Genomic DNA, 22,609 nt, shown 5'->3' with positions numbered 1-22,609 from the left:
CGGCCCGGAGAACTACCGTCGCCGCGCCCGCCACACCAGGTAGAGCGCCGAGGCGAGGGCCGCTCCCTTCACCACCCACGGCCAGGTGCCGCTGAGCGCGTCCCGCATGGCACCTTCGGGGATCGGCTCGCCCCAGCGCCCGTTCACCCGGCCCCACAGCCAGACAAAACCGCCCGCCACAACCGCTCCCGGCAGGAAGGCCACTGCCCACTTCGTCTCGGCGGGGGAGAGCTTCCGCGAGGCGTACGCGAGGAGCCAGCCGCCGCCGAGCGCGAGCCAGGAGCCGAGGACCGCCCCGGCGACGAGGAGGGCGGCGGCGAGCAGCAGGAACGGGTTGGCCAGGCCCGTCCGTACCGGCTTCTGCTCGGCGCGCTGCTCGGCCGCGGCGGTACGGCGGCGGCGCAGCCGCGCGAGCAGCCGACGCGGTACGGCCGCAGCCTCGTGTTCGTGGTCGTGGTTGTCCTCGGCGGGGTCGGGCTCCAACTGCTCCTTGGGCACGGGAGGCCGCAATATCTCGGGGATCTCCACGCCGCCGCTGAACCCGGCCACTCCTTCTTCCGCCCCGAACGGCCCCGGCTCGATCCGCCACCAGTCCGGCTCGCTGCCGGACGGGCCGAGCTCATCCATCCCCGCGAGATGCGGCGGCGACGCGCCCGACGGGGCGGCTGTCTCCGGCGCCGCTGACTTGCGCGGTCGCGGGATACGGCGGCGTACGCGCTGCTGTGGCAGGGCAACCTCTTCCGGCTGCGGCACCACTCTGTCGTCGGAGCCGGAGCCGGAGCCGGAACCGCCTGACGCCGCCGCGACCACCGCGTCCGGCGTGCCGAGCCGACCGAGAATCCGGCGCACCGCCGCCGGGCTGTCGCCGCCGAACCCGGCCCGCTGCCGGTCGATCTCGCTGCGCAGCGTCGACACCAGCCGCATCCGCTCGCCGGACGGCAACTGGCACTGCTGCGCCAAATCTCCGACCCTGCTCAGATAGTCGTAGACGAGCTGATCGCTCTCGATCCCCACCGGCGTTCCCCTGTACGTTCCCTGCCCGTTCCGTGCCTGCGCGCTGCCGGACAGGCCTCTCCGTCTCTCCCGGCCTGCCCCGCCCCCGACCGTAGCGCTCCAGGCACTACCGTGGGGCGGATGGGGACCATGCCCGATCGAAGCAGTCCGCGCACGCTCGCCGAAGCACTCCGCACCCGCGGTGACGAGGAGCTGGCCGCACTGCTGCGCGCCCGCCCCGATCTCCTGAACCCGGTGCCGGGCGATCTGACGCAGCTCGCGACCCGGGCGGGCACCCGTGCCTCCGTCGTACGCGCCCTGGAACGGCTCGACCGGTTCACGCTCCAGACCGCCGAGGCGCTGGCGGTGGCCCCCGACCCCGCCCCGTACGCCACCCTCCTCGCTCTGATGACCGGCGACGAAGGCGACGCGACCATCGAGGCGGCCCTGCCGCCTGCCGTGGCCGTGCTTCGCACCCAGGCCCTGATCTGGGGCGATGCCGACCGGCTACGGCTGGTGCGCACGGCCCGGGAGCTCCTGGCCCCCTCCCCGACCCGGCCCTCCCCGACCGGCCTGGGTCCGACCGTCGCCGAGGCCACCGCCGGTATGTCGCCCACCCGGCTGCAGGAGATCCTGGCGGCAGCCGCGCTGCCCACCACGCACGACCCGGTCTCCGCCGTCGCCGCGCTGACCTCGCTGTTCACCGACCGGACGCGGATGGCGGCGCTGCTGGACACCGCCCCGCCCGAGGCGCTGACAGTGCTCGACCGGCTGGTCTGGGGCCCTCCGTACGGGGAGGTGGCGGCCGACCCCACGCCGCCGGTGCGGTGGCTGCGCGACCGGGGGCTGCTGCTGCCCGCCTCGCCGCGCACCGTCGTACTGCCGCGTGAGGCGGCGCTGCATCTGCGGGCGGGCCGCGCGCACCGGGTGCCGGAACCGGTGCCGCCGGAGGTCGCTCCGGCGGCGTCCGCGTCGATGCCGCACGGTCGTCCACAGCTTGTGGACAACGTGGCGGCAGGGCAGGCGTACACCGCGCTCTCCATGGTCGAGGACCTGCTGAAGGACTGGCACGAGGGCGGCCCGGCGGTGCTGCGTTCGGGGGGCCTGTCGGTACGTGACCTCAAGCGCACCGCCACCGCGCTGGACACCACCGAGCAGATGGCCGGGTTCTGGCTCGAACTCGCCTACGGGGCGGGCCTGGTCGCGGCCGACGGCGAGCCGAACGAGCGGTACGCGCCGACGCCCGCGTACGACGACTGGCTCACCCTCCCGGCGGCGGACCAGTGGGCGCGCCTCGCGATGGCCTGGCTCACGGCGACCCGTACACCGGGCCTGATCGGCACCCAGGACGCGAAGGGCCGCACGCTCTCGGCCCTCGGCCCCGACCTGGACCGCCCGGCCGCCCTGGAGGTCCGCCGCCGGGTCCTGGACCTGCTGGCGACGCTCCCCGCGGGCACGGCCCCGGATCCGGAGACGGTGCTGGCCCGGCTGCGCTGGGAACGCCCGCTGCGGAGCGGCGGCGGTGCGGGCCGTGTCGGCGGCGGGCCTGCGGACCTGCGGTCACGCATCGCGGCCTGGACGCTGGCGGAGGCGGAGACCCTGGGCGTCACGGGGCGCGGGGCCCTGTCGACGCACGGCCGGGCCCTGATCGGCCACCCGCCGCAGCCGGAGGCCGGCGAGGCCACCGCCGGGTCGAGGTCCGCGGGCGGCACCGGTCCGGCCGGCACCGCAGGCACCACAGGTGGCGCGGGTGCCGCCCGTGCCGCCGGGCGGGCCGAAGCGGCTGCCCTGGCGACAGGCATCCCCGCCGCCACCCCGTACGAAACCGCCCCCACCGCCCCCGACCCCCGCGCCGCCGCCGACGTGCTCGCGCCGCTGCTGCCCAAGCCCCTCGACCACGTCCTCCTCCAGGCCGACCTCACCGCCGTCGCCCCCGGCCCCCTCGACCGGCCGCTCGCCGAGACCCTCTCCGTACTCGCGGACATCGAGTCCAAGGGCGGCGCGACCGTCTACCGCTTCACGCCCGGCTCCGTACGCCGCGCCCTCGACGCCGGAAAGTCCGCGTCCGACCTGCACACCTTCCTGGCCACGCACTCCCGCACCCCCGTGCCGCAGCCGCTCAGCTACCTCATCGACGACGTCGCCCGCCGCCACGGCCACCTGCGGGTCGGCGCCGCCTCCGCCTACGTGCGCTGCGACGACGACGCCCTGCTCGGCGAGATCCTCGCCGACAAGCGGTCCCAGGGCCTGCGCCTGCGCCGCCTCGCCCCGACCGTGCTCGCCGCCCAGGCCGACCCGGGGGCGCTGCTGGAGGGGCTGCGCTCCATGGGCTTCGCGCCCGCCGCCGAGGGCGCCGCGGGCGATGTGCTGATCACCCGCGCCCACGCCCGCCGCACCCCGCCCCGCACGCCGCCCGCACCCGTACCGGACGGCCCGCCCGCGCCCGACAGCACGCTGCTCGGCGCGGCGGTGCGGGCGATCAGGGCGGGCGACCTCGCGGCGACCGCCGTACGCAAGTCCGGCCCGGAGGAACCCGCACTGACACCGGCGCAGAACACCACGCAGACCAGCACGCAGAGCGCCGCGCTGCCGCGCACCACCTCCGCCGAGACCCTCGCCACCGTCCAGGCCGCGGCGATGACCGGTTCCGCGGTCTGGATCGGTTACGTCAACGTGGACGGCGCGGCCAGCCAGCGCGTCATCGCGCCCGTACGCGTCGAGGGCGGCTATGTGACGGCGTACGACCACACGGCGGACGAGGTCCGCACGTACCCCCTGCACCGCATCACCGGCGTCGCCGAGCTCGCGGACGACTCCGCCTGAGGCCCCACGCCCGGTTCCGAGTACGGCACACTGGAGGTTTGGCCGTACGACCATAGGAAAGGGCGCCGCGTGAACGGACCCCTCATCGTCCAGAGCGACAAGACTCTCCTCCTGGAGGTGGACCACGAGCAGGCCGACGCCTGCCGTCGGGCCATCGCGCCCTTCGCGGAACTGGAGCGCGCCCCCGAGCACATCCACACCTACCGGATCACCCCGCTCGGCCTGTGGAACGCCCGCGCCGCCGGGCACGACGCCGAGCAGGTCGTGGACGCGCTCGTGGCGTACTCCCGCTACCCCGTCCCGCACGCCCTCCTCATCGACGTCGCCGAGACGATGGACCGTTACGGCCGGCTCACCCTCTCCAAGCACCCCGTCCACGGGCTCGTACTGACCACGACCGACCGCCCGGTGCTGGAGGAGATCCTCCGGTCCAGGAAGGTCCAGCCGCTGGTCGGCGCCCGGATCGACCCGGACAGCGTCGCCGTTCACCCCTCCGAGCGCGGCCAGATCAAGCAGACGCTGCTGAAGCTGGGCTGGCCCGCCGAGGACCTCGCCGGGTACGTCGACGGCGAGGCGCACGCCATCGAACTGGACGAGTCGGGCTGGGCCCTGCGCCCGTACCAGAAGCAGGCCGTCGAGGGGTTCTGGCACGGCGGCTCAGGCGTGATCGTGCTGCCCTGCGGCGCGGGCAAGACGCTCGTCGGCGCGGGCGCGATGGCGCAGGCGAAGGCCACGACGCTGATCCTGGTCACCAACACGGTCTCGGCGCGGCAGTGGAAGCACGAGCTGGTGAAGCGGACCTCGCTCACCGAGGACGAGATCGGCGAGTACAGCGGTACGCGCAAGGAGATCCGGCCGGTCACCATCGCCACGTACCAGGTGCTGACGACGAAGCGGAAGGGTGTCTACGCGCACCTGGAGCTCTTCGACTCACGCGACTGGGGCCTGGTCATCTACGACGAGGTGCATCTGCTGCCCGCGCCGGTGTTCAAGTTCACGGCGGATCTTCAGGCGCGGCGGCGGCTCGGCCTGACGGCGACGCTCGTACGCGAGGACGGCCGCGAGTCGGACGTGTTCTCGCTCATCGGGCCGAAGCGTTTCGACGCGCCGTGGAAGGAGATCGAGGCGCAGGGCTATATCGCGCCCGCGGACTGTGTGGAGGTGCGGGTCAATCTGACCGAGACGGAGCGGCTGGCGTACGCGACGGCGGAGCCGGAGGAGAAGTACCGCTACTGCGCGACGACAGCGACCAAGCGGAAGGTGACGGAGGCGCTGGTACGGAAGTTCGCGGGCCAGCAGACGCTGGTCATCGGCCAGTACATCGACCAGCTCGACGAGCTCGGCGAGCATCTGGACGCGCCGGTCATCAAGGGCGAGACGTCGAACGCGCAACGCGAGAAGCTCTTCGACGCGTTCCGGCAGGGCGAGATCTCGGTCCTGGTCGTGTCCAAGGTGGCGAACTTCTCGATCGACCTGCCCGAGGCGACGGTCGCCATCCAGGTGTCGGGCACCTTCGGCTCACGGCAGGAGGAGGCGCAGCGCCTCGGCCGCGTACTGCGTCCGAAGGCGGACGGTCACCAGGCCCACTTCTACTCGGTGGTCGCGCGGGACACGATCGACCAGGATTTCGCGGCGCACCGGCAGCGGTTCCTGGCGGAGCAGGGGTACGCGTACCGGATCATGGACGCGGATGAGCTGCTGACGAACGACTGACACCGGCCTCCTCCGCGTACTTCCCGTACTCCCCGAGGACGGCAACGCTGAAGACGGCGCTCGCGAAGACTTTGAGGGCGCGGGCGGCGTTGCCGATGTGGTGGGTCGCACGGTGAGTGCCTGGGGTGCCTGGGGTGAAGGTCGCTGTGCTCATGTATCCATGATGGTTTTGGGGCTCCCGCGGCGCGTCGGTCTGTGGGCTGAACCGCGCGCCCGCTCGCGTACGACTCCAGGCATAGGGGCCATCCCCTACGGGATGGCCCCCCGCGGATAAAACCATTCGCCCGTCGTACGTGCGCTGGCTAGAATCGCCGGTCTTCCCCGCCTCCCCTCGTGGAGCGCCGCCGCCCGGACGGAAACCGGCCGGCCCGCCAGCCAAGCCGTATCAAGGCCGTATCCGCCGGAGGCAAACCCGTGCCCGCGCACCCCCCTGAACCCGATCACGCCGATCCGCTGGCGCGTGAACGTGCCCATCTGTCCGCCTCGCGTGCCGCGCTCCGCGCGATGCGCGAGGACGTCCAGGCCCTCGACATCCGCGACGTCACCGCGAACTGGGTCAACGCCGCCGTCCTGGAGTCGCAGATCGAGGAGCGCATCAAGGCGCTCGCCGATCTCTCCCACACCCCGCTCTTCTTCGGCCGCCTCGACTATCTGCATGTCGTCGGCGCGGAGCAGGCCGAGGGCGCGGAGGGCGAGCGCTTCTACATCGGCCGCCGCCATGTCCACGATCCCAACGGCGATCCGATGGTCATCGACTGGCGCGCGCCCGTGTCGCAGCCGTTCTACCGGGCGTCGAAGAAGGCGCCGCTGGACGTCGGACTGCGGCGGCGCTTCGGCTACACGGGCGGCGACCTCACGGCGTACGAGGACGAGCATCTGACCGACCCGAGCGAGCAGGAGCAGACGAGCCGCCTGCTCCAGGCGGAGATCGAGCGCCCCCGCGTGGGCCCGATGCGGGACATCGTCGCCACGATCCAGCCGGAGCAGGACGAGATCGTACGGTCGGGGCTCGGCGGCACGGTCTGTGTGCAGGGCGGCCCCGGCACCGGCAAGACGGCCGTTGGCCTGCACCGGGTCGCGTACCTGCTGTACGCGCACCGGGACCGGCTCGCCCGCACCGGCACGCTGGTCATCGGGCCGAACCGGTCCTTCCTCCACTACATCGAGCAAGTGCTGCCCGCGCTGGGTGAACTGGCGGTCAAGCAGGCGACGGTCGACGACCTGGTGGCGCATGTGGAGGTGCGCGGCACGGATCCGTCCGACGCCGCCGTCCTCAAGGGTGACGCGCGCATGGCACAGGTGCTGCGCCGGGCGGTGCGCGCGCATGTGACGCTGCCCACCGAGCCGCTGATGGTGGTGCGCGGCTCGCGGCGGTGGCGGGTACCGGCGTACGAACTGGAGGAGATCGTCAGCGAGTTGCTGGACCGGGACATCAGGTACGGCGCGGCGCGCGACGCGCTTCCGCAGCGGATCGCGCACACGATCCTGGTCCGGATGGAGCAGGCGGGCGAGGCACCGGACGACCGGGTGCAGGACGCGGTGGCCCGCAATCCGGCGGTGAAGGCGGCGGTGAAGGCGGTGTGGCCGCCGGTGGACCCGCAGAAGCTGGTGCTCCGGCTGCTCTCGGACGCGGAGTTCCTGGCGGAGCACGCGGAGGGGCTGCTCAGCGCGGACGAGCAGAAGACGATTCAGTGGGCCAGGCCGCCGCGTGGCATCAAGTCCGCCGCGTGGTCGTCGGCGGACGCGGTCCTGATCGACGAGGCGCAGGATCTCATCGCCCGTACGCACTCGCTGGGCCATGTCGTACTGGATGAGGCGCAGGATCTGTCCCCGATGCAGTACCGCGCGGTGGGCCGCCGCTGCACGACCGGCTCGGCGACGGTGCTGGGCGACCTGGCGCAGGGGACGACGCCGTGGGCGACGGAGAGCTGGGCTCAGGCGCTGTTCCATCTGGGCAAGCCGGAGGCGGTGGTGGAGGAGCTGACGGCGGGCTTCCGGGTGCCGCGCGAGGTGATCGCGTACGCGTCGCGGCTGCTGCCGCACATGTCGCCGGGCCTGGCGGAGGTCAAGTCGGTGCGTGAGTCGCCGGGTTCGCTGGACGTACGTGAGGTGGCCGACCCCACGGAACTGGACGCGGCGGCGGTGCGGGCGTGCCGGGACGCGCTCGCCCACGAGGGCTCGATCGGCCTGATCGCGGCGAACCCGCGCATTCCGGCGCTGGCGGAGGCGCTGCGGGGAGCGGGGATGGCGTACCTGGCGCCGGGCGAGGAGACGACGGCGGAGTCGCGGCTGACGCTGGTACCGGCGTCGCTGGCGAAGGGCCTGGAGTACGACTACGTGGTGCTGGACGAGCCGGCGGCGGTGGTGGATGCGGAGCCGGACGACCGGACGGGGTTGCGGCGGCTGTATGTGGCGCTGACGAGGGCGGTGTCGGGGTTGACGGTGATTCATGCGGCGGCGTTGCCGAGGGAGCTGGGCTAGGGCGTGTTTTAGAAGTCCCGCCTGCCCCGCGACGCCTGGCACGCGCACTCGCGGTGTTGTCGGAGTCGCCCAAGTACGTCCAGTACGAGGACGATCCTCCGCCTTGCGATTGCACGCACCAGACGCCGCAGGGCCCGCCCTACGGGCGGACGGCGCTACTTCTAAAACACGCCCTAGGGAACTGGGGCTCCGCCCCAGACCCCGTACCGCCCTTCGGGCGGTGTCCTCAATCTCCCCCTACGCCTAGCGGCGGCGTAGGGGGAGGGTCCGGGGCGGGAGCCCCTAGTTCGGGAAGGGGCGGGTAGGGCTACCCGTCCAGCGCCGACCGCCATCCCCGCACCGCGCCCGCGTCGACCGGACCCGACCATCCGCCCGGCCGCGCCGCGCCCCCGATGTGGAACGCGTCGATGCCCGCCGCCCGCAGCACCGGCAGGTGCTCCAGGCGCAGGCCGCCGCCCACCAGGAGCCGCGGCTCGTACCCCGGCTCCCGTGCCGCCCCGCGCGCCGCCTCCGCCAGCAGCGTGTCCATTCCCTGGTCGACGCCCGCCGCCGAACCCGCCGTGAGGTACGCGTCCAGGCCCGGCAGGTCCGCGAGCCGCTTGCGCAGGGCGGCGCGGTCCGCGGCGCGGTCGATCGCGCGGTGGAAGGTCCAGCGGCATTCGTCGAGGCAGGCCTCACCCAGCAGGTGCTCCACCGCGACCAGGTCCGGGGACCCGTCCGGGTTGAGGAAGCCGAAGACGAACTCCTCCGCGCCCTCCGCGCGCAGCGCCTGAGCGTCCCGTACGAGGGCCCCCACATCACCCGCGGCGAAGCCGTCCGCCCGCCGCAGCATCACCCGAAGCGGGATGTCGACGGCCGCCCGGATCGCCGCGAACGTCTCGCGCGGCGGCGTGAGCCCGTCCGCCGCCATGTCGGTGACCAGCTCCAGACGGTCTGCCCCGCCCGCCTGCGCGGCGACCGCGTCCGCCGCGTCGAGGGCGATCACCTCCAGGAGTGCACGCTCGGCACGCTCGCTGCTCATGGTCCCCAACTCTCCTTATAGGTCTAGTCCAATGACCATCCTATTGCGCGTGCACGGTGAGGGCAGCCGTACGGACCTTCCCCTCGTGCTGGAAGTCGAGGAACAGGCGGTATGTACCCGAGCTGGGCGCCGTCGCCGTGAATGACACCTCGGGCCCGGGCCCGCCCTCGTTCGGATGGACGTGGAGGTAGGCGAGGTCGCCGGAGCGCAGGGCGACGAGGTGCCCGTACGCCCCCAGGTAGGGCTGGAGATCGGTGACGGGCCGACCGCCCTTGCTGACGGTCAGCTTGAGCTCGCCCGCCTTGCCGGGCCGCAGCGGATCGCCGCCCAGGGCCACCTGGTAGCCGTCGACCTCGGCGGTGGCCGTGGCGGGCGGCAGTGCGGCGGGGGTGTACGCGCCGGAGACGGCGAGGTCGGCGCCGAGCGTGAGGTTCTCCGCGCCGGGCGCGGCGGGCGTGAAGTCGGCGAAGGCGCGGTAGCCGCCCGCCTTGGGCAGTACGACGGGTGTCGACCACGTACCGTCGGCGGCGCGCACGGGATGCAGGTGGCGGTACTCCGTGAGGTCGCGCGAGGCGATGATGAAGTGCAGCTCCTTTTCGTGCTCCCGTTCGTACGCGGTGACCTTGCGCCCGCTGCCGTCTTTGACGGAGAACCGGATCTCGGTACGGGCTCCCGCCGCGACCGTGGGGGTTTCGAGGGCCAGGGTGTAGCCGCCCTCGGAGATCTGGAGCCCGCCGGCCGCAGGTGCTGCCTCCGCCTTCTCCTCCGCCTTCTCCTCCGCCTTCTCTTCCGGGGCCGCCTCGTGGGCGTCGCCATGCTTCTCAACGACCGGCGACGCCGCGTCCACGACGGGGTCCACGCCCTGGCCGACCCCGTACGCGGTGCCGAAGGTCGCGGCGAGCGCGGCGGCAAAGGCGGTGATCTTCAGTCCGGTATTCATGGCCCTGCTCCTTAACGTCCTTGCGGGAAGTGGTGTTCGATACACTGGAAGATACCCCCATGGGGTATGAAGTCAAGTCGGTGAGACGCTTGCTTCACATAGGGTCGGGGGGTATACATGGAACCCGGCAGGCACCATACCCCCTGGGGGTAACAGAAAAGGAGCAGCAGCCATGACCGCCACCACAGCAGCTGAAGCCCGGGTTGAACTCGCCATCGGCGGCATGACCTGCGCCTCGTGCGCCGCCCGCATCGAGAAAAAGCTCAACCGCATGGAGGGCGTCGAGGCCACCGTCAACTACTCCACCGAGAAGGCGCGCGTCGTCTTCAGTAACGGCACGCAGGTCGCCGACCTCATCGCCACCGTGGAGAAGACGGGCTACACGGCCGAGCCGATACCGGAACGCACCGCCGCCCAGCCCCCACCCGTACCGACGGGCCCCGAGGTCGCGCCCGAATCCGACCTGGCCCTGACCGCCCTGCGGCAGCGGCTGTACGGCTCGGTCGCGCTCGCCCTGCCCGTCATCCTGATGGCGATGATCCCCGCCCTTCAGTTCGACAACTGGCAGTGGCTCTCGCTCACCCTCGCCGCCCCGGTCGTCACGTGGGGCGCGTACCCCTTCCACCGGGCGGCGTGGACGAACGCCCGGCACGGCGCGGCGACGATGGACACGCTGATCTCGGTCGGCACGTCGGCGGCGTTCCTCTGGTCGCTGTGGGCGCTGTTCTTCGGTACGGCGGGTATGACGGGCATGACCCACCCCTTCGAGCTCACCATCTCCCGTACCGACGGCGCCGGGAACATCTACCTGGAGGCGGCGGCCGGAGTCACCGCGTTCATCCTGGCCGGGCGGTACTTCGAGGCCCGCTCCAAGCGCAAGGCGGGCGCGGCGCTGAAGGCCCTGCTCGAACTCGGCGCGAAGGAGGTCACGGTCCTGCGGGACGGCCGTGAAGTCCTGATCCCCACCGCGGACTTGCAGGTCGGCGACCGCTTCCTGGTCCGTCCCGGCGAGAAGATCGCCACGGACGGCACGGTGGTGGAGGGCTCGTCCGCCGTGGACGCCTCCATGCTCACCGGCGAGTCCGTCCCGGTCGAGGTCTCCGTCGGCGACTCCGTCACCGGCGCCACGCTCAACGCCGGCGGCCGGCTGGTGGTCGAGGCGACACGGGTCGGCGCGGACACGCAGCTGTTCCGTATGGCCAAGCTGGTCGAGGAGGCCCAGAACGGCAAGGCGGCGGCACAGCGCCTCGCCGACAAGATCTCGGGGGTCTTCGTCCCCGTCGTCATCGCGCTGGCCCTGGCGACCCTCGGCTTCTGGCTCGGCAACGGCTCCGGCCTCACCGCGGCCTTCACGGCGGCTGTCGCCGTACTGATCATCGCCTGCCCCTGCGCACTGGGCCTGGCCACGCCGACCGCACTGATGGTCGGTACGGGGCGGGGCGCGCAGCTCGGCATCCTGATCAAGGGCCCGGAGGTCCTGGAGTCGACGCGCAAGGTCGACACGATCGTCCTGGACAAGACCGGCACGGTCACCACCGGCAAGATGACCCTGCTCGCAGTCCACCCGGCGGCGGGTGTGGACGAGCGTGACGTGCTGCGCCTGGCGGGCGCGCTGGAGCACGCGTCGGAACACCCGATCGCACGGGCCGTCGCCACGGGCGCGGTCGCGGAGGTCGGTACGCTCCCCACCCCCGAGGACTTCGCGAACATCGCGGGCCTCGGAGTGCAGGGCATTGTGGAAGGCCACGCGGTGCTGGTCGGCCGCGAGCAGCTGCTTGCCGAGTGGGAGATCCACCTGCCCGTGGAGCTGGAGCGCGTCAAGTCCGCGGCGGAGGCGGCGGGCCGTACAGCGATAGCGGTGGCCTGGGACGGCGAGGCCCGCGCGATCCTGGAGGTCGCGGACGCGGTGAAGGAGACCAGCGCGGAGGCGATCGTACGACTGCGGGCGCTGGGTCTGACGCCGATCCTGCTCACCGGCGACAACAAGGCGGTCGCGGAGGCGGTGGCCGCGGAGGTCGGCATCGACGAGGTGTACGCCGAGGTCCTGCCCGAGGACAAGGTGAACGTGGTCAAGCGCCTCCAGGCGGAGGGCCGCTCGGTGGCCATGGTCGGCGACGGCGTGAACGACGCGGCGGCGCTGGCGCAGGCGGACCTGGGCCTGGCGATGGGCACAGGCACGGACGCGGCGATCGAGGCGGGCGACCTGACGCTGGTCCGCGGCGACCTGAGGGTGGCGGCGGACGCGATCCGCCTCGCCCGCAAGACGCTGGGCACGATCCGGACGAACCTGTTCTGGGCCTTCGCCTACAACGTGGCGGCGCTGCCGCTGGCGGCGGCTGGCCTGCTGAACCCGATGATCGCGGGGGCGGCGATGGCGTTCTCGTCGGTGTTCGTGGTGGCGAACTCGCTCCGCCTGCGGGGGTTCCGCGCGGCGCGGTAGGTGGGGCGCGGCCTTCGGGCCCTGGTCGGGGGCGCTGCCCCCGAACCCGCCCCCTACGCCTCAATCGCCGGCAGGGCTGGAAATCCAGCCCGTCTGGGGGCACGCCCCCTCGGCCCAAAGGGCCTGGGGGGACCCCCACCCACGCCGCTAGGCGTAGGGGGAGATTGAGGACACGCCCGAAGGGCGTACGGGGTCTGGGGCGGAGCCCCCAGTTCGGGATGGGGGTACCTCCCACGCCGCCAGGCGTAGGGGGAGGGCGGGGTGGGGAGAGGCCCGCCGCAGGCGCAACCCGCACCCGCGCCCCGCACCGTCACCCCCCTCTACAGTCGGCCCATGACCAACCACTCCGTGGACCTCCGCGCCCGCTGGACGCGGACCCTCATCGCCGCCCGCGACGGAGCCACCGCCCCCGACCCACTCCCGTACGCCGACAACCTGCTCACCCGCTGGGCCGAGCCGCACCGGCGCTACCACACCACCGCCCACCTGATCGCGGTCCTGGACCACATCGACACGCTCGCCGACCACGCGGACGACCCTCAAGCCGTCCGGCTCGCCGCCTGGTTCCACGACGCGGTCTACCGTCCGGACCGTTCCGAGAACGAGGAGCGCAGCGCCGCCCTCGCCGAGCGCGCGCTGCCCGAGGCGGGCGTCCCCTCGTCCCGTACGGCCGAGGTCGCCCGCCTCGTACGGCTGACCGTCACCCACGACCCGGCTCCCGGCGACACCAACGGCGAGGTCCTCTGCGACGCGGACCTGGCGATCCTGGCGGCGGCCCCGGACGCGTACGCCGCGTACACCAAGGCCGTACGGGAGGAGTACGCGTTCGTCCCCGACGAGGCGTTCCGCGAGGGCAGGGCGGCGGTGCTGCGGCAGCTGCTCGCGCTGCCGAGGCTGTTCCGTACGCCGTATGGCGCGGCCCACTGGGAAGCCGCCGCCCGCCGGAACCTCTCCTCGGAGATCGCTCTGCTCACCGGCTGACCGGCCGGCTGCGACGGAATGTCCGGCCCGTCATCAGCGTTCGCACCTGTCGTGCCTGACTCTGACTCCGCCGATCGCCGCTCTCGCTCCCGCTCCCGCTCCCGCATGCCCCTGGCCGTCTACGTCCTCGGACTCGCCGTCTTCGCCCTCGGCACCAGCGAGTTCATGCTCTCCGGGCTCCTCCCGCCCATCGCCGACGACATGGACGTCTCGATTCCCCGCGCCGGGCTGCTGATATCCGCCTTCGCGATCGGCATGGTCGTCGGCGCTCCGCTGCTCGCCGTGGCGACCCTCAGACTCCCGCGCCGCACCACACTCATCTCCCTCATCACCGTGTTCGGCCTCGGCCAGATCGCGGGCGCGCTCGCGCCCACGTACGAGGTCCTCTTCGCGTCCCGCGTCGTCAGCGCCTTCGCGTGCGCGGGCTTCTGGGCGGTCGGGGCGGCCGTCGCCATCGCGATGGTGCCGGTCGCCTCGCGCGCCCGCGCGATGGCCGTGATGATCGGCGGGCTCTCGATCGCGAACGTCCTCGGCGTCCCGGCCGGGGCCTTCCTCGGAGAGCACCTCGGCTGGCGCTCCGCGTTCTGGGCGGTCGGAGCCGCGTCCGTCGTCGCGCTCGCCGGAGTGGCGACGCTCATCCCCCGCATTCCGCTGCCCGCCGAGAAGCCGCGGCTGAGGCGTGAGCTGTCCATCTACCGCGACCGTCAGGTCTGGCTCTCGGTCGCCGTCACCGCCCTCGCGGCGGGCGGCGTCTTCTGCGCGTTCTCGTATCTCGCGCCGCTGCTCACGGATGTGGCCGGGCTCGACGCGGGCTGGGTGCCGACCGTGCTCGCGCTCTTCGGGGTCGGCGCGCTCATCGGTACGGTGATCGGCGGCCGGGTCGCTGACGCGCACCTCTTCGGCGTACTGCTCAGCGGCATCGCCGCCTCCACGCTGCTGCTCGCCGTGCTCGCGCTCTTCGCTTCCCACCCCGCTCCGGTAGTCGCCGTCGCCTTCCTCCTCGGCCTCTCGGCGTTCTACACCGCCCCGGCGCTCAACGCCCGGATGTTCAATGTCGCGGGGGCGGCGCCGACCCTCGCGGGGGCGACCACGACCGCGGCGTTCAACCTGGGCAATACGGGCGGGCCCTGGCTCGGCGGCACGGTGATCGACGCGGACTTCGGCTTCGCGTCGACGGCGTGGGCGGGCGCGGCGATGACGGTGGTGGCGCTCGGCCTTGCCGCCGTGTCGCTCCGGCTGCACGGCAAGTCGCGGGTGGTGGCGACCGCGTCACCGTCGGGTGCTGCGATCGCCACCACGCGAACCTGACCGCCTACGAACCTGACGGACTACACCGACTACACCGACTACTTCGAGCTGCTCTTGCGCCTGCGCAGGCCCGCCTGCGTCAGCAGTCTGACCACCTCGCGGCTGCCCACCTCGACCGCGCCCGCCCGCACCGCGTCCCCGTACCGCTCCGACGGTACGTCGTAGTGGTCCCGCTCGAAGGCCCGCGCCGGGCAGCCGATCAAGGCCGCGAACGCGTGCAGTTCCGCGTAGGAGACATCGCTCACCAGGTGCGACCACAGCCTGCCGTGGCCCGGCCAGCTGGGCGGGTCTATGTACACCGTCACCGCAGGTCTCCGACGCGCGCCACGACCACGCCCGCCTCCACGCAGACCCAGTGCGGGTCCGGCCCCAGCTCCGGCTCGACGGCCAGCGCGTGCGGGTCGCCCGCGTCGCAGACCGGGCACAGCGGCCATCTGCCGTACCGTTCCAGCAGCGCGTCCTGAACGTCCTGGGCGATCAGCCCCGCGACGTATCCGATGCCGTCCGGCCACTGCTCGACCCACCAGCGGCGGTGCGTGACCGCGTCCTCGACCAGGGAGACGACGCCGACGTCCGCCACCTCGCGGGCGGCCAGGTCGGCGAGGACCAGGGCGCGCGCGGCGTGCAGGGCCTGCTCCAGTGAAGGGTTCGCGTCGTCCATGCAGCCATTGTCGCCCCACCCGCACCACGTGCGGCCCCCGGGCCTCCACAGAACCAGAGGGGGTTGACGCTGAGCGAACTCTGAAAATACCTTTCAGGAGTGACCAACCCAGTGAAGGAAATTTTCAGCGGCAATGGCGCCAGCGCCGGTAGCGCCCCGCCCGCCCCCGCCGCGCTCGCCGCCAAGGTCCGCACCCTCGCGCCGTCCATGACCCGCTCCATGCAGCGGGTCGCCGAAGCCGTCGCCGCCAACCCGGCCGGCTGCGCCGCCCTCACGGTCACCGGCCTCGCCGAACTCACCGGCACCAGCGAGGCCACCGTGGTCCGCACCGCCCGGCTGCTCGGCTACCCCGGCTACCGGGATCTGCGCCTGGCGCTGGCCGGGCTCGCCGCGCACCAGCAGTCGGGCCGGGCGCCCGCCGTCACCGCCGACATCGCCGTCGACGACCCGATCGCGGACGTGGTCACCAAGCTCGCCTACGACGAGCAGCAGACCCTCGCCGATACGGCCGCCGGGCTCGACACCGTACAACTGGGCGCGGCGGTGGCCGCCGCGGCGACCGCCCGCCGCATCGACATCTACGGTGCGGGCGCGTCCTCTCTCGTCGGCATGGACCTCGCCCAGAAGCTGCTGCGCATAGGCCTGATCGCGCACTCGCACACCGACCCGCATCTCGCCGTCACCAACGCCGTGCAGCTGCGCGCCGGCGATGTGGCCATAGCGATCACCCACTCCGGCTCCACGGGGGACGTGATCGAGCCGCTGCGCGTCGCGTTCGACCGGGGCGCGACGACGGTCGCGATCACCGGCCGCCCGGACGGGCCCGTATCGCAGTACGCCGACCATGTGCTGACCACGTCCACCGCGCGCGAGAGCGAGCTGCGGCCCGCGGCGATGTCGTCCCGGACCAGCCAGCTGCTCGTCGTGGACTGCCTGTTCATCGGCATCGCGCAGCGTACGTACGAGACGGCGGCCCCTGCCCTGGCCGCTTCGTACGAGGCGCTGGCGCACCGCCACAGCCCGCGCACCCGCTGACTCACACAGCTGACTCACCCAATGGCGCCAGAAAGCAGAGCCGCTGTCCATGAACTCCACGCCGCCCTCCACCTACGGTGAACTCCGCGCCGAGCTGGCCGCCCTCACCACCGAGGCGTTCCGCCCCGACCTCGCCGAGATCGACCGACTCCCAACCCTCGAAATCGCCCAGATCATGAACGGCGAGGACAAGACCGTGCCCGCCGCCGTCGCCGGGCAACTGCCGCGTATCGCCGCCGCGATCGACGCCACCGCCGAGCGGATGTCGCGCGGCGGGCGGCTGATCTACGCGGGCGCGGGCACGGCGGGACGGCTCGGAGTGCTGGACGCGAGCGAGTGCCCGCCGACCTTCAACACCGACCCCGCCGAGGTCATCGGCCTGATCGCGGGCGGCCCCTCCGCCATGGTCAAGGCGGTGGAAGGCGCGGAGGACAGCAAGGAACTGGCCGCGGCCGACCTCGACGCGCTGCGGCTGACCGCGCAGGACACGGTGGTCGGGATCTCGGCCTCGGGCCGTACTCCGTACGCGATCGGCGCGGTCGAACACGCCCGGTCGCGCGGGGCACTCACCATCGGCCTGTCCTGCAACGCGGCCAGCCCGCTCGGCGCTGCCGCCGACCACGGCATCGAGGTCGTCGTCGGCCCCGAGCTGCTCACGGGCTCCACCCGGTTGAAGGCCGGTACGGCGCAGAAGCTGGTCCTCAACATGATCTCGACGATCACGATGATCCGGCTCGGCAAGACGTACGGAAACCTGATGGTGGACCTTCGCACGTCGAACGAGAAGCTGCGCGCACGCTCGCGCCGGATCGTGGCCCTGGCGACCGGCGCGTCCGACGAGGAGATCGAGCGGGCGCTGACCGCGACCGACGGCGAGGTGAAGAACGCGATCCTGACGATTCTGGGCTCGGTCGACGGCGCCACGGCGGCGCGGCTGCTGGCGGAGAGCCAGGGCCATTTGCGGGCGGCGCTCCAGTCCGCTCGTACGAACTGAACTCACCCACCTCCCCCCACCCCCGCACAGCAAGGCACTCCCCCATGCCCACAGACACCCCCCGGACGAACAGCGCCACCGCCACCGCCGCCGCGATCCTCCCCCTGGTCGGCGGCGCCCAGAACGTCTCCACCGTCGCGAACTGCATGACCCGGCTCCGCCTGGGCCTGCGCGACCGCTCCCTCGTCCAGGAGGAAGCGCTGAAGGCGCTGCCCGCGGTCATGGGCGTGGTCGACGACGACACGTACCAAATCGTGCTGGGACCGGGCACGGTCGCCCGGGTCACCCCGGAGTTCGAGGCGCTCGTCGCCGCCGCCCCCCCGGACGGCCGACGATCTCGCCTCCCACGGCTCGGCCATCAAGGCCGCCCAGAAGGCCAGAAACGCGACGCCCTTCAAGCTCTTCCTGCGCCGCATCGCGAATATCTTCGTCCCGCTGATCCCGGCCCTCATCGGCTGCGGCATCATCGCGGGCCTCGGCGGCCTGCTCACCAACCTGGCCTGGCTGCCAGCCGTCGTCCCCGCGCTCACGGCCACGGCGTCCGGCTTCATGTCGCTGATCGCGGTCTTCGTCGGCTACAACACGGCGAAGGAGTTCGGCGGTACGCCGATCCTGGGCGGGGCGGTGGCGGCGATCATCGTCTTCCCGGGCGTCGCGAACATCGACGCGTTCGGCCAGAAACTCTCGCCGGGCCAGGGCGGCGTCCTGGGCGCGCTGGGCGCGGCGGTGCTCGCGGTGTACGTGGAGAAGTGGTGCCGGCGCTGGGTACCGGAGTCCCTGGACGTCCTGCTCACCCCGACCCTCACAGTCCTGGTCTCCGGGCTGGTCACGATCTTCGGCCTGATGTACGTGGCCGGTGAGGTCTCCACCGCGATCGGCGACTTCGCGAACTGGCTCCTGGCCAGCGGGGGGGCGGGCGCGGGCTTCGTTCTGGGCGGCCTGTTCCTGCCGCTGGTGATGCTGGGCCTGCACCAGGCGCTGATCCCGATCCACACGACGCTCATCGAGCAGCAGAGCTACACGGTCCTGCTCCCGATCCTCGCGATGGCGGGCGCGGGCCAGGTCGGCGCGGCGGTGGCGGTCTACTTCCGCCTCCCCCACAACACCTCGATCCGCCGCACGATCAAGTCGGCGCTCCCGGCGGGCTTCCTGGGCGTGGGCGAACCGCTGATCTACGGCGTCTCACTGCCGCTCGGCCGCCCGTTCCTGACGGCATGCGCGGGCGGCGCGTTCGGCGGCGGCTTCGTCGGCCTCTTCAACATGCTGGGCGAAAAGGTCGGCTCCACGGCAATCGGCCCCTCGGGCTGGGCGCTGTTCCCGCTCCTGGACGGCAACAAGCCCTTGGCGGAAACGATCGGGGTGTACGCGGGGGGCTTGGTGGTGGGTTACGTGGTGGGCTTCCTGGCGACGTACTGGTTCGGCCTGACGAGCACGATGCGTGCCCAGTTCAACACCTCAAGCCCCGCCGGCGTTTGAGGCGCGGGGTCTGGGGCGGAGCCCCGCTCCTCAAGCCCCTCCGGCGATTGAGGAGCGGGGTTCGGGGCAGCGCCCCGACAAGGGCCAGACATTTCCAGCCCCGCTGGGGGTACCTCCCACGCCGCTAGGCGTAGAGGGAGGGTTCGGGGGCAGCGCCCCCGACAAGGGCCCGAGGACAAACTCAGCCCCGCCGGCGTTTGAGGCGCGGGGCCCTGGGGCCGAGCCCCAGTCAAAGGGCGCCCCGCACCCCTACGCCGCCCCCGCAACCCGCTCCTTCACCGTCACCCTCCCCCTCCGAATCGTCGCCACCCGCGAAGCCACCCTCCGCGCCACCACCGAGTCATGCGTGACCATCACAAACGTCAGCCCCCGCTCCTCCCACAGCCCCTCCAGCAAATCCATGATCTCGTCCCGCATCGACTCATCCAGATTCCCGGTCGGCTCGTCCGCCAGCAGCACCGCAGGCCGCTTCACCAGCGCCCGCGCGATCGCCACCCGCTGCTGCTGCCCGCCCGACAGCTCACCCGGCACATGCCCGAGCCGCTCCCCGAGCCCCACCGACACCAGCGCCTCCGCGGCCCGCTCACGCCGTTCCGCCGCCTTCAGCCCGCCCGGTACGAGCGCGGTCTCCACGTTCTCCTGAGCGCTCAGCGTCGGAATGAGGTTGAAGCTCTGGAAAATGAAGCCGATCTTCTCCGCCCGCACCCGCGTGAGCCTCGCCTCGGGGAGCGTCGCGAGATCGACCCCGTCGAGGACCACACTGCCCGCCGTCGGCCGGTCGAGCCCGCCGAGCATCTGAAGCAGCGTGGACTTTCCGCCGCCGGTGGGGCCCTGGATCACCAGCCGCCCACCGTCCTCGATGGTCAGGTCCACACCGTCCAGCGCCCGGACAGTGTCCTTGCCGCGCCGGTACTGCTTGGTGACTCCACTGAGTTCGTACATGGTGGTTCAACTCCTCTTGCACATAAGGGATTCGAGCTCAACCGCAGGCTGGGCTACTCGACGCGCCGCAACGCGTCGGCCGGACGCAGCCGGGACGCGCGCCACCCGCCGAAGCCGCCCGCGACCAGGCCGCCGGCCACCGCGAGGGCCACCGCCAGGCCGATGGTGGTCAGCGAGACGGGCGCGGTGAGCGCGATGTCCAGCGCCTTGGAGGCGGTCTGCCGGGCCTGACCGCCACCACCGAAGCCCCGGCCGCCGCCACCGAGCTGCGCCGTCAGCGTCGGACTGAACGTCGTGATCAGCCACGCCCCCGCCAGCCCAAGACCGATCCCGAGCGCGCCGCCGACCAGTCCGTTGACCAGCGCCTCACCGACCACCTGCCGGGTGACCCGCCCGCTGCGCCAGCCCAGCGCCTTGAGGGTGCCGAACTCCCGCACCCGTCGGCTCACCGCGGACGACGTGAGCAGCCCGGCCACCAGGAACGCCGCCGCCAGTACGAGCATCGACAGCCACTTGCCCACGCCCGACGCGAGGTCGGACGCGGTGGACAGCGACCCGGACACGGTCTCCGCGAGATCGGCGGAGGTCGTCACGGTCGTACCGGAGATGTTCTTCTGGATGGCCTGCTTGACGCCGTCGATCTGCTGCGAGTCGGAGGCCTGGACGTAGACCGTGGTGATCTTGTCCTTCGCGGCGGCGAGCGTCTGCGCCTGGGTGAGCGGAAGGTAGACGTTGGCGGCCGAGTCGCCGCTGTCCGCCGTCGCGATCCCGATGATGCTGAAGGCCGTACCGGAGACGGTCAGCGTCTTCCCGACCGTGAGGCTCTTCTCCTTGGCGTAGGCGCTGTCGAGGATGGCGACCTTGGCGTTGGCCTCGGTGGTCTTGAAGGTACGGCCCGTGGTGATCGTCGAGGAGGTCAGCGGACCAAGCTGCTGATGGGCGACGTCGGTTCCGTACGCGGTGTACGAGTCGACGTCGAAGGCCGCCCCGCCACCGGTCACGCCACCGCCGCCACCACCGCCACCGGGAGGCGTGGTTCCGCCCTGCCCCGGCTGCTGCTGGACCTCTCCGCGCCTGAACTCACCGTTGATCTTCAGCACCCGCACGCTCAGCCCGCCGACCGCGTCGGCGACGCCGTCCTGCTTGCCGACCTGCGCGACGGTCGAGGAGGCCAGGGTCTGGAACCCCTCGACCATCACGCGGTCCTGGCTCTGCGCGGCGGCGTCGTCGTCGCCGTTGGCGTCGAACTCGAAGCGAGGCCGCGTGGCACCCCCCTCTCCCGGCGGCGCGGCTGCCTTGGTGACGGTCATGTCGGTGCCGAGCCCGTACAGCGACTCGAGGACCTTCTCCTGGGCACGGCCCATGCCGGACGAGACCGAGTTGACGATGATGACGAGCGCGATGCCGAGGGCGAGGCCAGAGGCGACGACGAGCGCGGCCTTCCGGCGGCGGCGCAACTCGCGCCGGAGGTAGGTGAAGAACATGGCGCGAACGTAGGTACGAGATGTGATGGCGAGTTAAGTTCACCGTGAGAGACAGATGAGAAGCCGAACCGTGACTTGATCCAGCGGCTCCCACCAGCAGCCACTCAACGGCCCCAACCGCCCCTGCCCCGTCCCCTGACCCCGGCTCAAGGCCGCCGGCTCTCCCGGTTGATCTCCCGCACCCGCGCCCGCAGCAGCGCCCCGGGCTCGGCCACCCCGAGGCATTCGGGCGGGCAGTCCCACTCCTTGCCGCCGCCCGGCGGACGCAGCTGCACATAGATACCTACGCGCCCCATGACCCGCCCCACCCGCCCGTCCCGGGTGTCAACGGCGTACGACCCCGGCTCCGGCACCGACGCACCGCCCCCCGTCACGACGTGAGCCCATCGAGCGCGGCGGCGAACAGGGTCATCGCCACCACCCAGAGCCCGTCTCGCCGTTGGGCCACCACGTCTTCCGCAGCCGGCATCCGCTCCGCCGATCTCGCCACCATGGCCAGGCACCTCCACGCTGAGTGTTCGCTTTCTCTACACAGCGTGTCCGATCGACTACTAGCCTGAACCCGGAAAGCGGCTCAACAACCCCATTCGTCTAACGGGAGTTGACAAACCCGCAGACCGGAGGATCTCAATCCGTCCGCCGGAAAGGACACGCGCATGACGATTCAAGCGATCCGCCGCCACAGGGCCGGGGCACCATGGAGGGGAGGAGGCGACACCATGACCCCCAGCACCGCCGAACACCCGCAGATGGCCGTCGAGGACTTCGAGGAACTGGCACGCCATGCCCCCGAGACCGTGACGCTTGAATTCATCAACGGAAAGCTAGAGGTCAAGCCGGTGCCGGACGGCGACCACGGAGAGATCATCATGTGGCTGCAGCGGCAATGCATGCAGCAGCGTCTTGAATTTGGGCTCTATGCGGAGCAGGGCCTGAAGATCCAGTCCTACCGCCAGGGCCGAGCCCGACCCGACGGCGCTCTCGCCCCCCTCGGCCACTTCTCAGGTGAAGGCGAGTGGGCCGACCCGGAGGGCGTGCTCATGGTCGTAGAAGTCACCTCCCACGACTCCGACACCGACCGCCGGGACCGCGTCGAGAAGCGCGACGGATACGCCGAGGCCGGCATCCCCGTCTTCCTCCTCGTCGACCGCGACGCCGACACCCTCACGGTCTACAGCGAGCCGAAGGACGGGACCTACCACCAGGACGCTTCGTACCCGTACGGGGCCACGGTCGAGATCCCCGACCCCGTAGGCATCACTCTCGAAACCGAGAAGCTCAAGGACTACGTCCGCTGAAGCGGTCCAAGGCGCAAAC

The 22,609-nt window shown here is 72.0% G+C and carries 19 protein-coding genes and 1 pseudogene; 10 read left to right on the top strand and 10 right to left on the bottom strand.

Translation table 11 applies throughout. The features are described 5' to 3' along the window. Nucleotides 1–12: 12 nt before the first annotated feature. A complete protein-coding gene (locus tag ACIHCQ_RS22085; protein WP_399664740.1) occupies nucleotides 13–1,014 on the bottom strand; it encodes a hypothetical protein in 1,002 nt (333 codons plus the stop codon). Between the two features lie 129 nt (nucleotides 1,015–1,143). Between ACIHCQ_RS22085 and ACIHCQ_RS22080 the strand changes: the two genes are divergently transcribed. After that, nucleotides 1,144–3,816 (top strand): helicase-associated domain-containing protein, encoded by a 2,673-nt coding sequence (locus tag ACIHCQ_RS22080; RefSeq protein WP_399665192.1) that lies wholly within the window; start codon nucleotides 1,144–1,146, stop codon nucleotides 3,814–3,816. Between the two features lie 69 nt (nucleotides 3,817–3,885). Next, nucleotides 3,886–5,529, top strand: coding sequence for a DNA repair helicase XPB (locus ACIHCQ_RS22075; protein WP_399664738.1), 1,644 nt, complete (start codon nucleotides 3,886–3,888; stop codon nucleotides 5,527–5,529). On the opposite strand, the gene ACIHCQ_RS22070 is transcribed toward ACIHCQ_RS22075, so the two are convergent. Beyond that, nucleotides 5,495–5,683 (bottom strand): hypothetical protein, encoded by a 189-nt coding sequence (locus ACIHCQ_RS22070; protein WP_399664736.1) that lies wholly within the window; start codon nucleotides 5,681–5,683, stop codon nucleotides 5,495–5,497. The genes ACIHCQ_RS22075 and ACIHCQ_RS22070 overlap by 35 nt on opposite strands. Nucleotides 5,684–5,943: 260 nt before the next feature. On the opposite strand from ACIHCQ_RS22070, the gene ACIHCQ_RS22065 reads away from it, so the two are divergent. Further along, complete coding sequence (locus ACIHCQ_RS22065; RefSeq protein WP_399664733.1) at nucleotides 5,944–8,010, top strand: HelD family protein; 2,067 nt, start codon at nucleotides 5,944–5,946, stop codon at nucleotides 8,008–8,010. A gap of 307 nt (nucleotides 8,011–8,317) precedes the next feature. Here the strand turns inward: ACIHCQ_RS22065 and ACIHCQ_RS22060 are convergent, their stop codons facing one another. Together ACIHCQ_RS22060 and ACIHCQ_RS22055 are read right to left on the bottom strand one after the other, a co-directional pair. Continuing rightward, nucleotides 8,318–9,031 (bottom strand): copper homeostasis protein CutC, encoded by a 714-nt coding sequence (locus ACIHCQ_RS22060; protein ID WP_399664730.1) that lies wholly within the window; start codon nucleotides 9,029–9,031, stop codon nucleotides 8,318–8,320. A 40-nt stretch (nucleotides 9,032–9,071) separates the two neighbouring features. Further along, a complete protein-coding gene (locus tag ACIHCQ_RS22055) occupies nucleotides 9,072–9,971 on the bottom strand; it encodes a hypothetical protein (RefSeq protein WP_399664727.1) in 900 nt (299 codons plus the stop codon). Nucleotides 9,972–10,143: 172 nt separating this feature from the next. On the opposite strand from ACIHCQ_RS22055, the gene ACIHCQ_RS22050 reads away from it, so the two are divergent. The 3 genes from ACIHCQ_RS22050 to ACIHCQ_RS22040 all read left to right on the top strand — a co-directional run bounded on the left by ACIHCQ_RS22050 (nucleotide 10,144) and on the right by ACIHCQ_RS22040 (nucleotide 14,700). Next, entirely contained in the window at nucleotides 10,144–12,411 is a 2,268-nt protein-coding gene (locus ACIHCQ_RS22050; RefSeq protein WP_399664724.1) for a heavy metal translocating P-type ATPase, read from the top strand. 333 nt (nucleotides 12,412–12,744) lie between these two features. Continuing rightward, the gene (locus ACIHCQ_RS22045) at nucleotides 12,745–13,392 is read left to right on the top strand and encodes a hypothetical protein (protein ID WP_399664721.1); all 648 of its coding nucleotides are present in this window, start codon (nucleotides 12,745–12,747) and stop codon (nucleotides 13,390–13,392) included. Between the two features lie 105 nt (nucleotides 13,393–13,497). After that, entirely contained in the window at nucleotides 13,498–14,700 is a 1,203-nt protein-coding gene (locus ACIHCQ_RS22040; protein WP_399664718.1) for a Cmx/CmrA family chloramphenicol efflux MFS transporter, read from the top strand. Between the two features lie 38 nt (nucleotides 14,701–14,738). Here the strand turns inward: ACIHCQ_RS22040 and ACIHCQ_RS22035 are convergent, their stop codons facing one another. Next, on the bottom strand, nucleotides 14,739–15,005 hold the full coding sequence (locus ACIHCQ_RS22035) for a DUF4031 domain-containing protein (RefSeq protein ID WP_399664715.1): 267 nt from the start codon (nucleotides 15,003–15,005) through the stop codon (nucleotides 14,739–14,741). Further along, entirely contained in the window at nucleotides 15,002–15,361 is a 360-nt protein-coding gene (locus tag ACIHCQ_RS22030) for a hypothetical protein (protein ID WP_399664712.1), read from the bottom strand. The genes ACIHCQ_RS22035 and ACIHCQ_RS22030 overlap by 4 nt, the downstream gene beginning before the upstream one ends. 99 nt (nucleotides 15,362–15,460) lie before the next feature. Here ACIHCQ_RS22030 and ACIHCQ_RS22025 point away from each other — a divergent pair, with 99 nt between their 5' ends. The 3 genes and pseudogenes from ACIHCQ_RS22025 to ACIHCQ_RS22015 form a co-directional block, all read left to right on the top strand. Beyond that, nucleotides 15,461–16,396 carry a MurR/RpiR family transcriptional regulator gene (locus ACIHCQ_RS22025; protein WP_399664710.1) on the top strand — a complete coding sequence of 312 codons (936 nt, stop codon included), beginning with the start codon at nucleotides 15,461–15,463 and terminating at the stop codon, nucleotides 16,394–16,396. A 49-nt stretch (nucleotides 16,397–16,445) separates the two neighbouring features. Continuing rightward, complete coding sequence (murQ, locus tag ACIHCQ_RS22020) at nucleotides 16,446–17,390, top strand: N-acetylmuramic acid 6-phosphate etherase (protein ID WP_399664708.1); 945 nt, start codon at nucleotides 16,446–16,448, stop codon at nucleotides 17,388–17,390. 44 nt (nucleotides 17,391–17,434) lie between these two features. Then, nucleotides 17,435–18,848 (top strand): annotated as a pseudogene (locus ACIHCQ_RS22015) (PTS transporter subunit EIIC); the annotation flags it as partial. Nucleotides 18,849–19,115: 267 nt separating this feature from the next. On the opposite strand, the gene ACIHCQ_RS22010 reads toward ACIHCQ_RS22015, so the two are convergent. The 4 genes from ACIHCQ_RS22010 to ACIHCQ_RS21995 form a co-directional block, all read right to left on the bottom strand. Next, nucleotides 19,116–19,808 carry an ABC transporter ATP-binding protein gene (locus ACIHCQ_RS22010; RefSeq protein WP_399664704.1) on the bottom strand — a complete coding sequence of 231 codons (693 nt, stop codon included), beginning with the start codon at nucleotides 19,806–19,808 and terminating at the stop codon, nucleotides 19,116–19,118. Between the two features lie 53 nt (nucleotides 19,809–19,861). Next, on the bottom strand, nucleotides 19,862–21,292 hold the full coding sequence (locus ACIHCQ_RS22005) for an ABC transporter permease (RefSeq protein WP_399664701.1): 1,431 nt from the start codon (nucleotides 21,290–21,292) through the stop codon (nucleotides 19,862–19,864). Between the two features lie 146 nt (nucleotides 21,293–21,438). Next, entirely contained in the window at nucleotides 21,439–21,666 is a 228-nt protein-coding gene (locus ACIHCQ_RS22000; protein ID WP_399664698.1) for a hypothetical protein, read from the bottom strand. Next, a complete protein-coding gene (locus tag ACIHCQ_RS21995) occupies nucleotides 21,663–21,785 on the bottom strand; it encodes a hypothetical protein (protein ID WP_399664695.1) in 123 nt (40 codons plus the stop codon). Before ACIHCQ_RS21995 ends, ACIHCQ_RS22000 begins: the two co-directional genes overlap by 4 nt. Nucleotides 21,786–22,011: 226 nt before the next feature. On the opposite strand from ACIHCQ_RS21995, the gene ACIHCQ_RS21990 reads away from it, so the two are divergent. After that, nucleotides 22,012–22,590 (top strand): Uma2 family endonuclease, encoded by a 579-nt coding sequence (locus ACIHCQ_RS21990; protein WP_399664692.1) that lies wholly within the window; start codon nucleotides 22,012–22,014, stop codon nucleotides 22,588–22,590. Nucleotides 22,591–22,609 lie beyond the last annotated feature (19 nt).

It is taken from the genome of Streptomyces sp. NPDC052236, assembly GCF_044548015.1.
Classification (GTDB): domain Bacteria; phylum Actinomycetota; class Actinomycetes; order Streptomycetales; family Streptomycetaceae; genus Streptomyces.
The sequence above is the reverse complement of the archived record's forward strand: the minus strand, read 5'-3'. Positions and strand labels throughout refer to the sequence as shown.

Coding starts and splice junctions, on each gene's coding strand:
- ACIHCQ_RS22080 (WP_399665192.1), top strand. CDS start 1,144: ATGCCCGATCGAAGCAGTCCGCGCACGCTCGCCGAAGCACTCCGCACC.
- ACIHCQ_RS22070 (WP_399664736.1), bottom strand. CDS start 5,683: ATGAGCACAGCGACCTTCACCCCAGGCACCCCAGGCACTCACCGTGCG.
- ACIHCQ_RS22060 (WP_399664730.1), bottom strand. CDS start 9,031: ATGAGCAGCGAGCGTGCCGAGCGTGCACTCCTGGAGGTGATCGCCCTC.
- ACIHCQ_RS22055 (WP_399664727.1), bottom strand. CDS start 9,971: ATGAATACCGGACTGAAGATCACCGCCTTTGCCGCCGCGCTCGCCGCG.
- ACIHCQ_RS22050 (WP_399664724.1), top strand. CDS start 10,144: ATGACCGCCACCACAGCAGCTGAAGCCCGGGTTGAACTCGCCATCGGC.
- ACIHCQ_RS22045 (WP_399664721.1), top strand. CDS start 12,745: ATGACCAACCACTCCGTGGACCTCCGCGCCCGCTGGACGCGGACCCTC.
- ACIHCQ_RS22040 (WP_399664718.1), top strand. CDS start 13,498: ATGCCCCTGGCCGTCTACGTCCTCGGACTCGCCGTCTTCGCCCTCGGC.
- ACIHCQ_RS22030 (WP_399664712.1), bottom strand. CDS start 15,361: ATGGACGACGCGAACCCTTCACTGGAGCAGGCCCTGCACGCCGCGCGC.
- murQ (WP_399664708.1), top strand. CDS start 16,446: ATGAACTCCACGCCGCCCTCCACCTACGGTGAACTCCGCGCCGAGCTG.
- ACIHCQ_RS22010 (WP_399664704.1), bottom strand. CDS start 19,808: ATGTACGAACTCAGTGGAGTCACCAAGCAGTACCGGCGCGGCAAGGAC.
- ACIHCQ_RS22005 (WP_399664701.1), bottom strand. CDS start 21,292: ATGTTCTTCACCTACCTCCGGCGCGAGTTGCGCCGCCGCCGGAAGGCC.
- ACIHCQ_RS21995 (WP_399664695.1), bottom strand. CDS start 21,785: ATGGTGGCGAGATCGGCGGAGCGGATGCCGGCTGCGGAAGACGTGGTG.
- ACIHCQ_RS21990 (WP_399664692.1), top strand. CDS start 22,012: ATGACCCCCAGCACCGCCGAACACCCGCAGATGGCCGTCGAGGACTTC.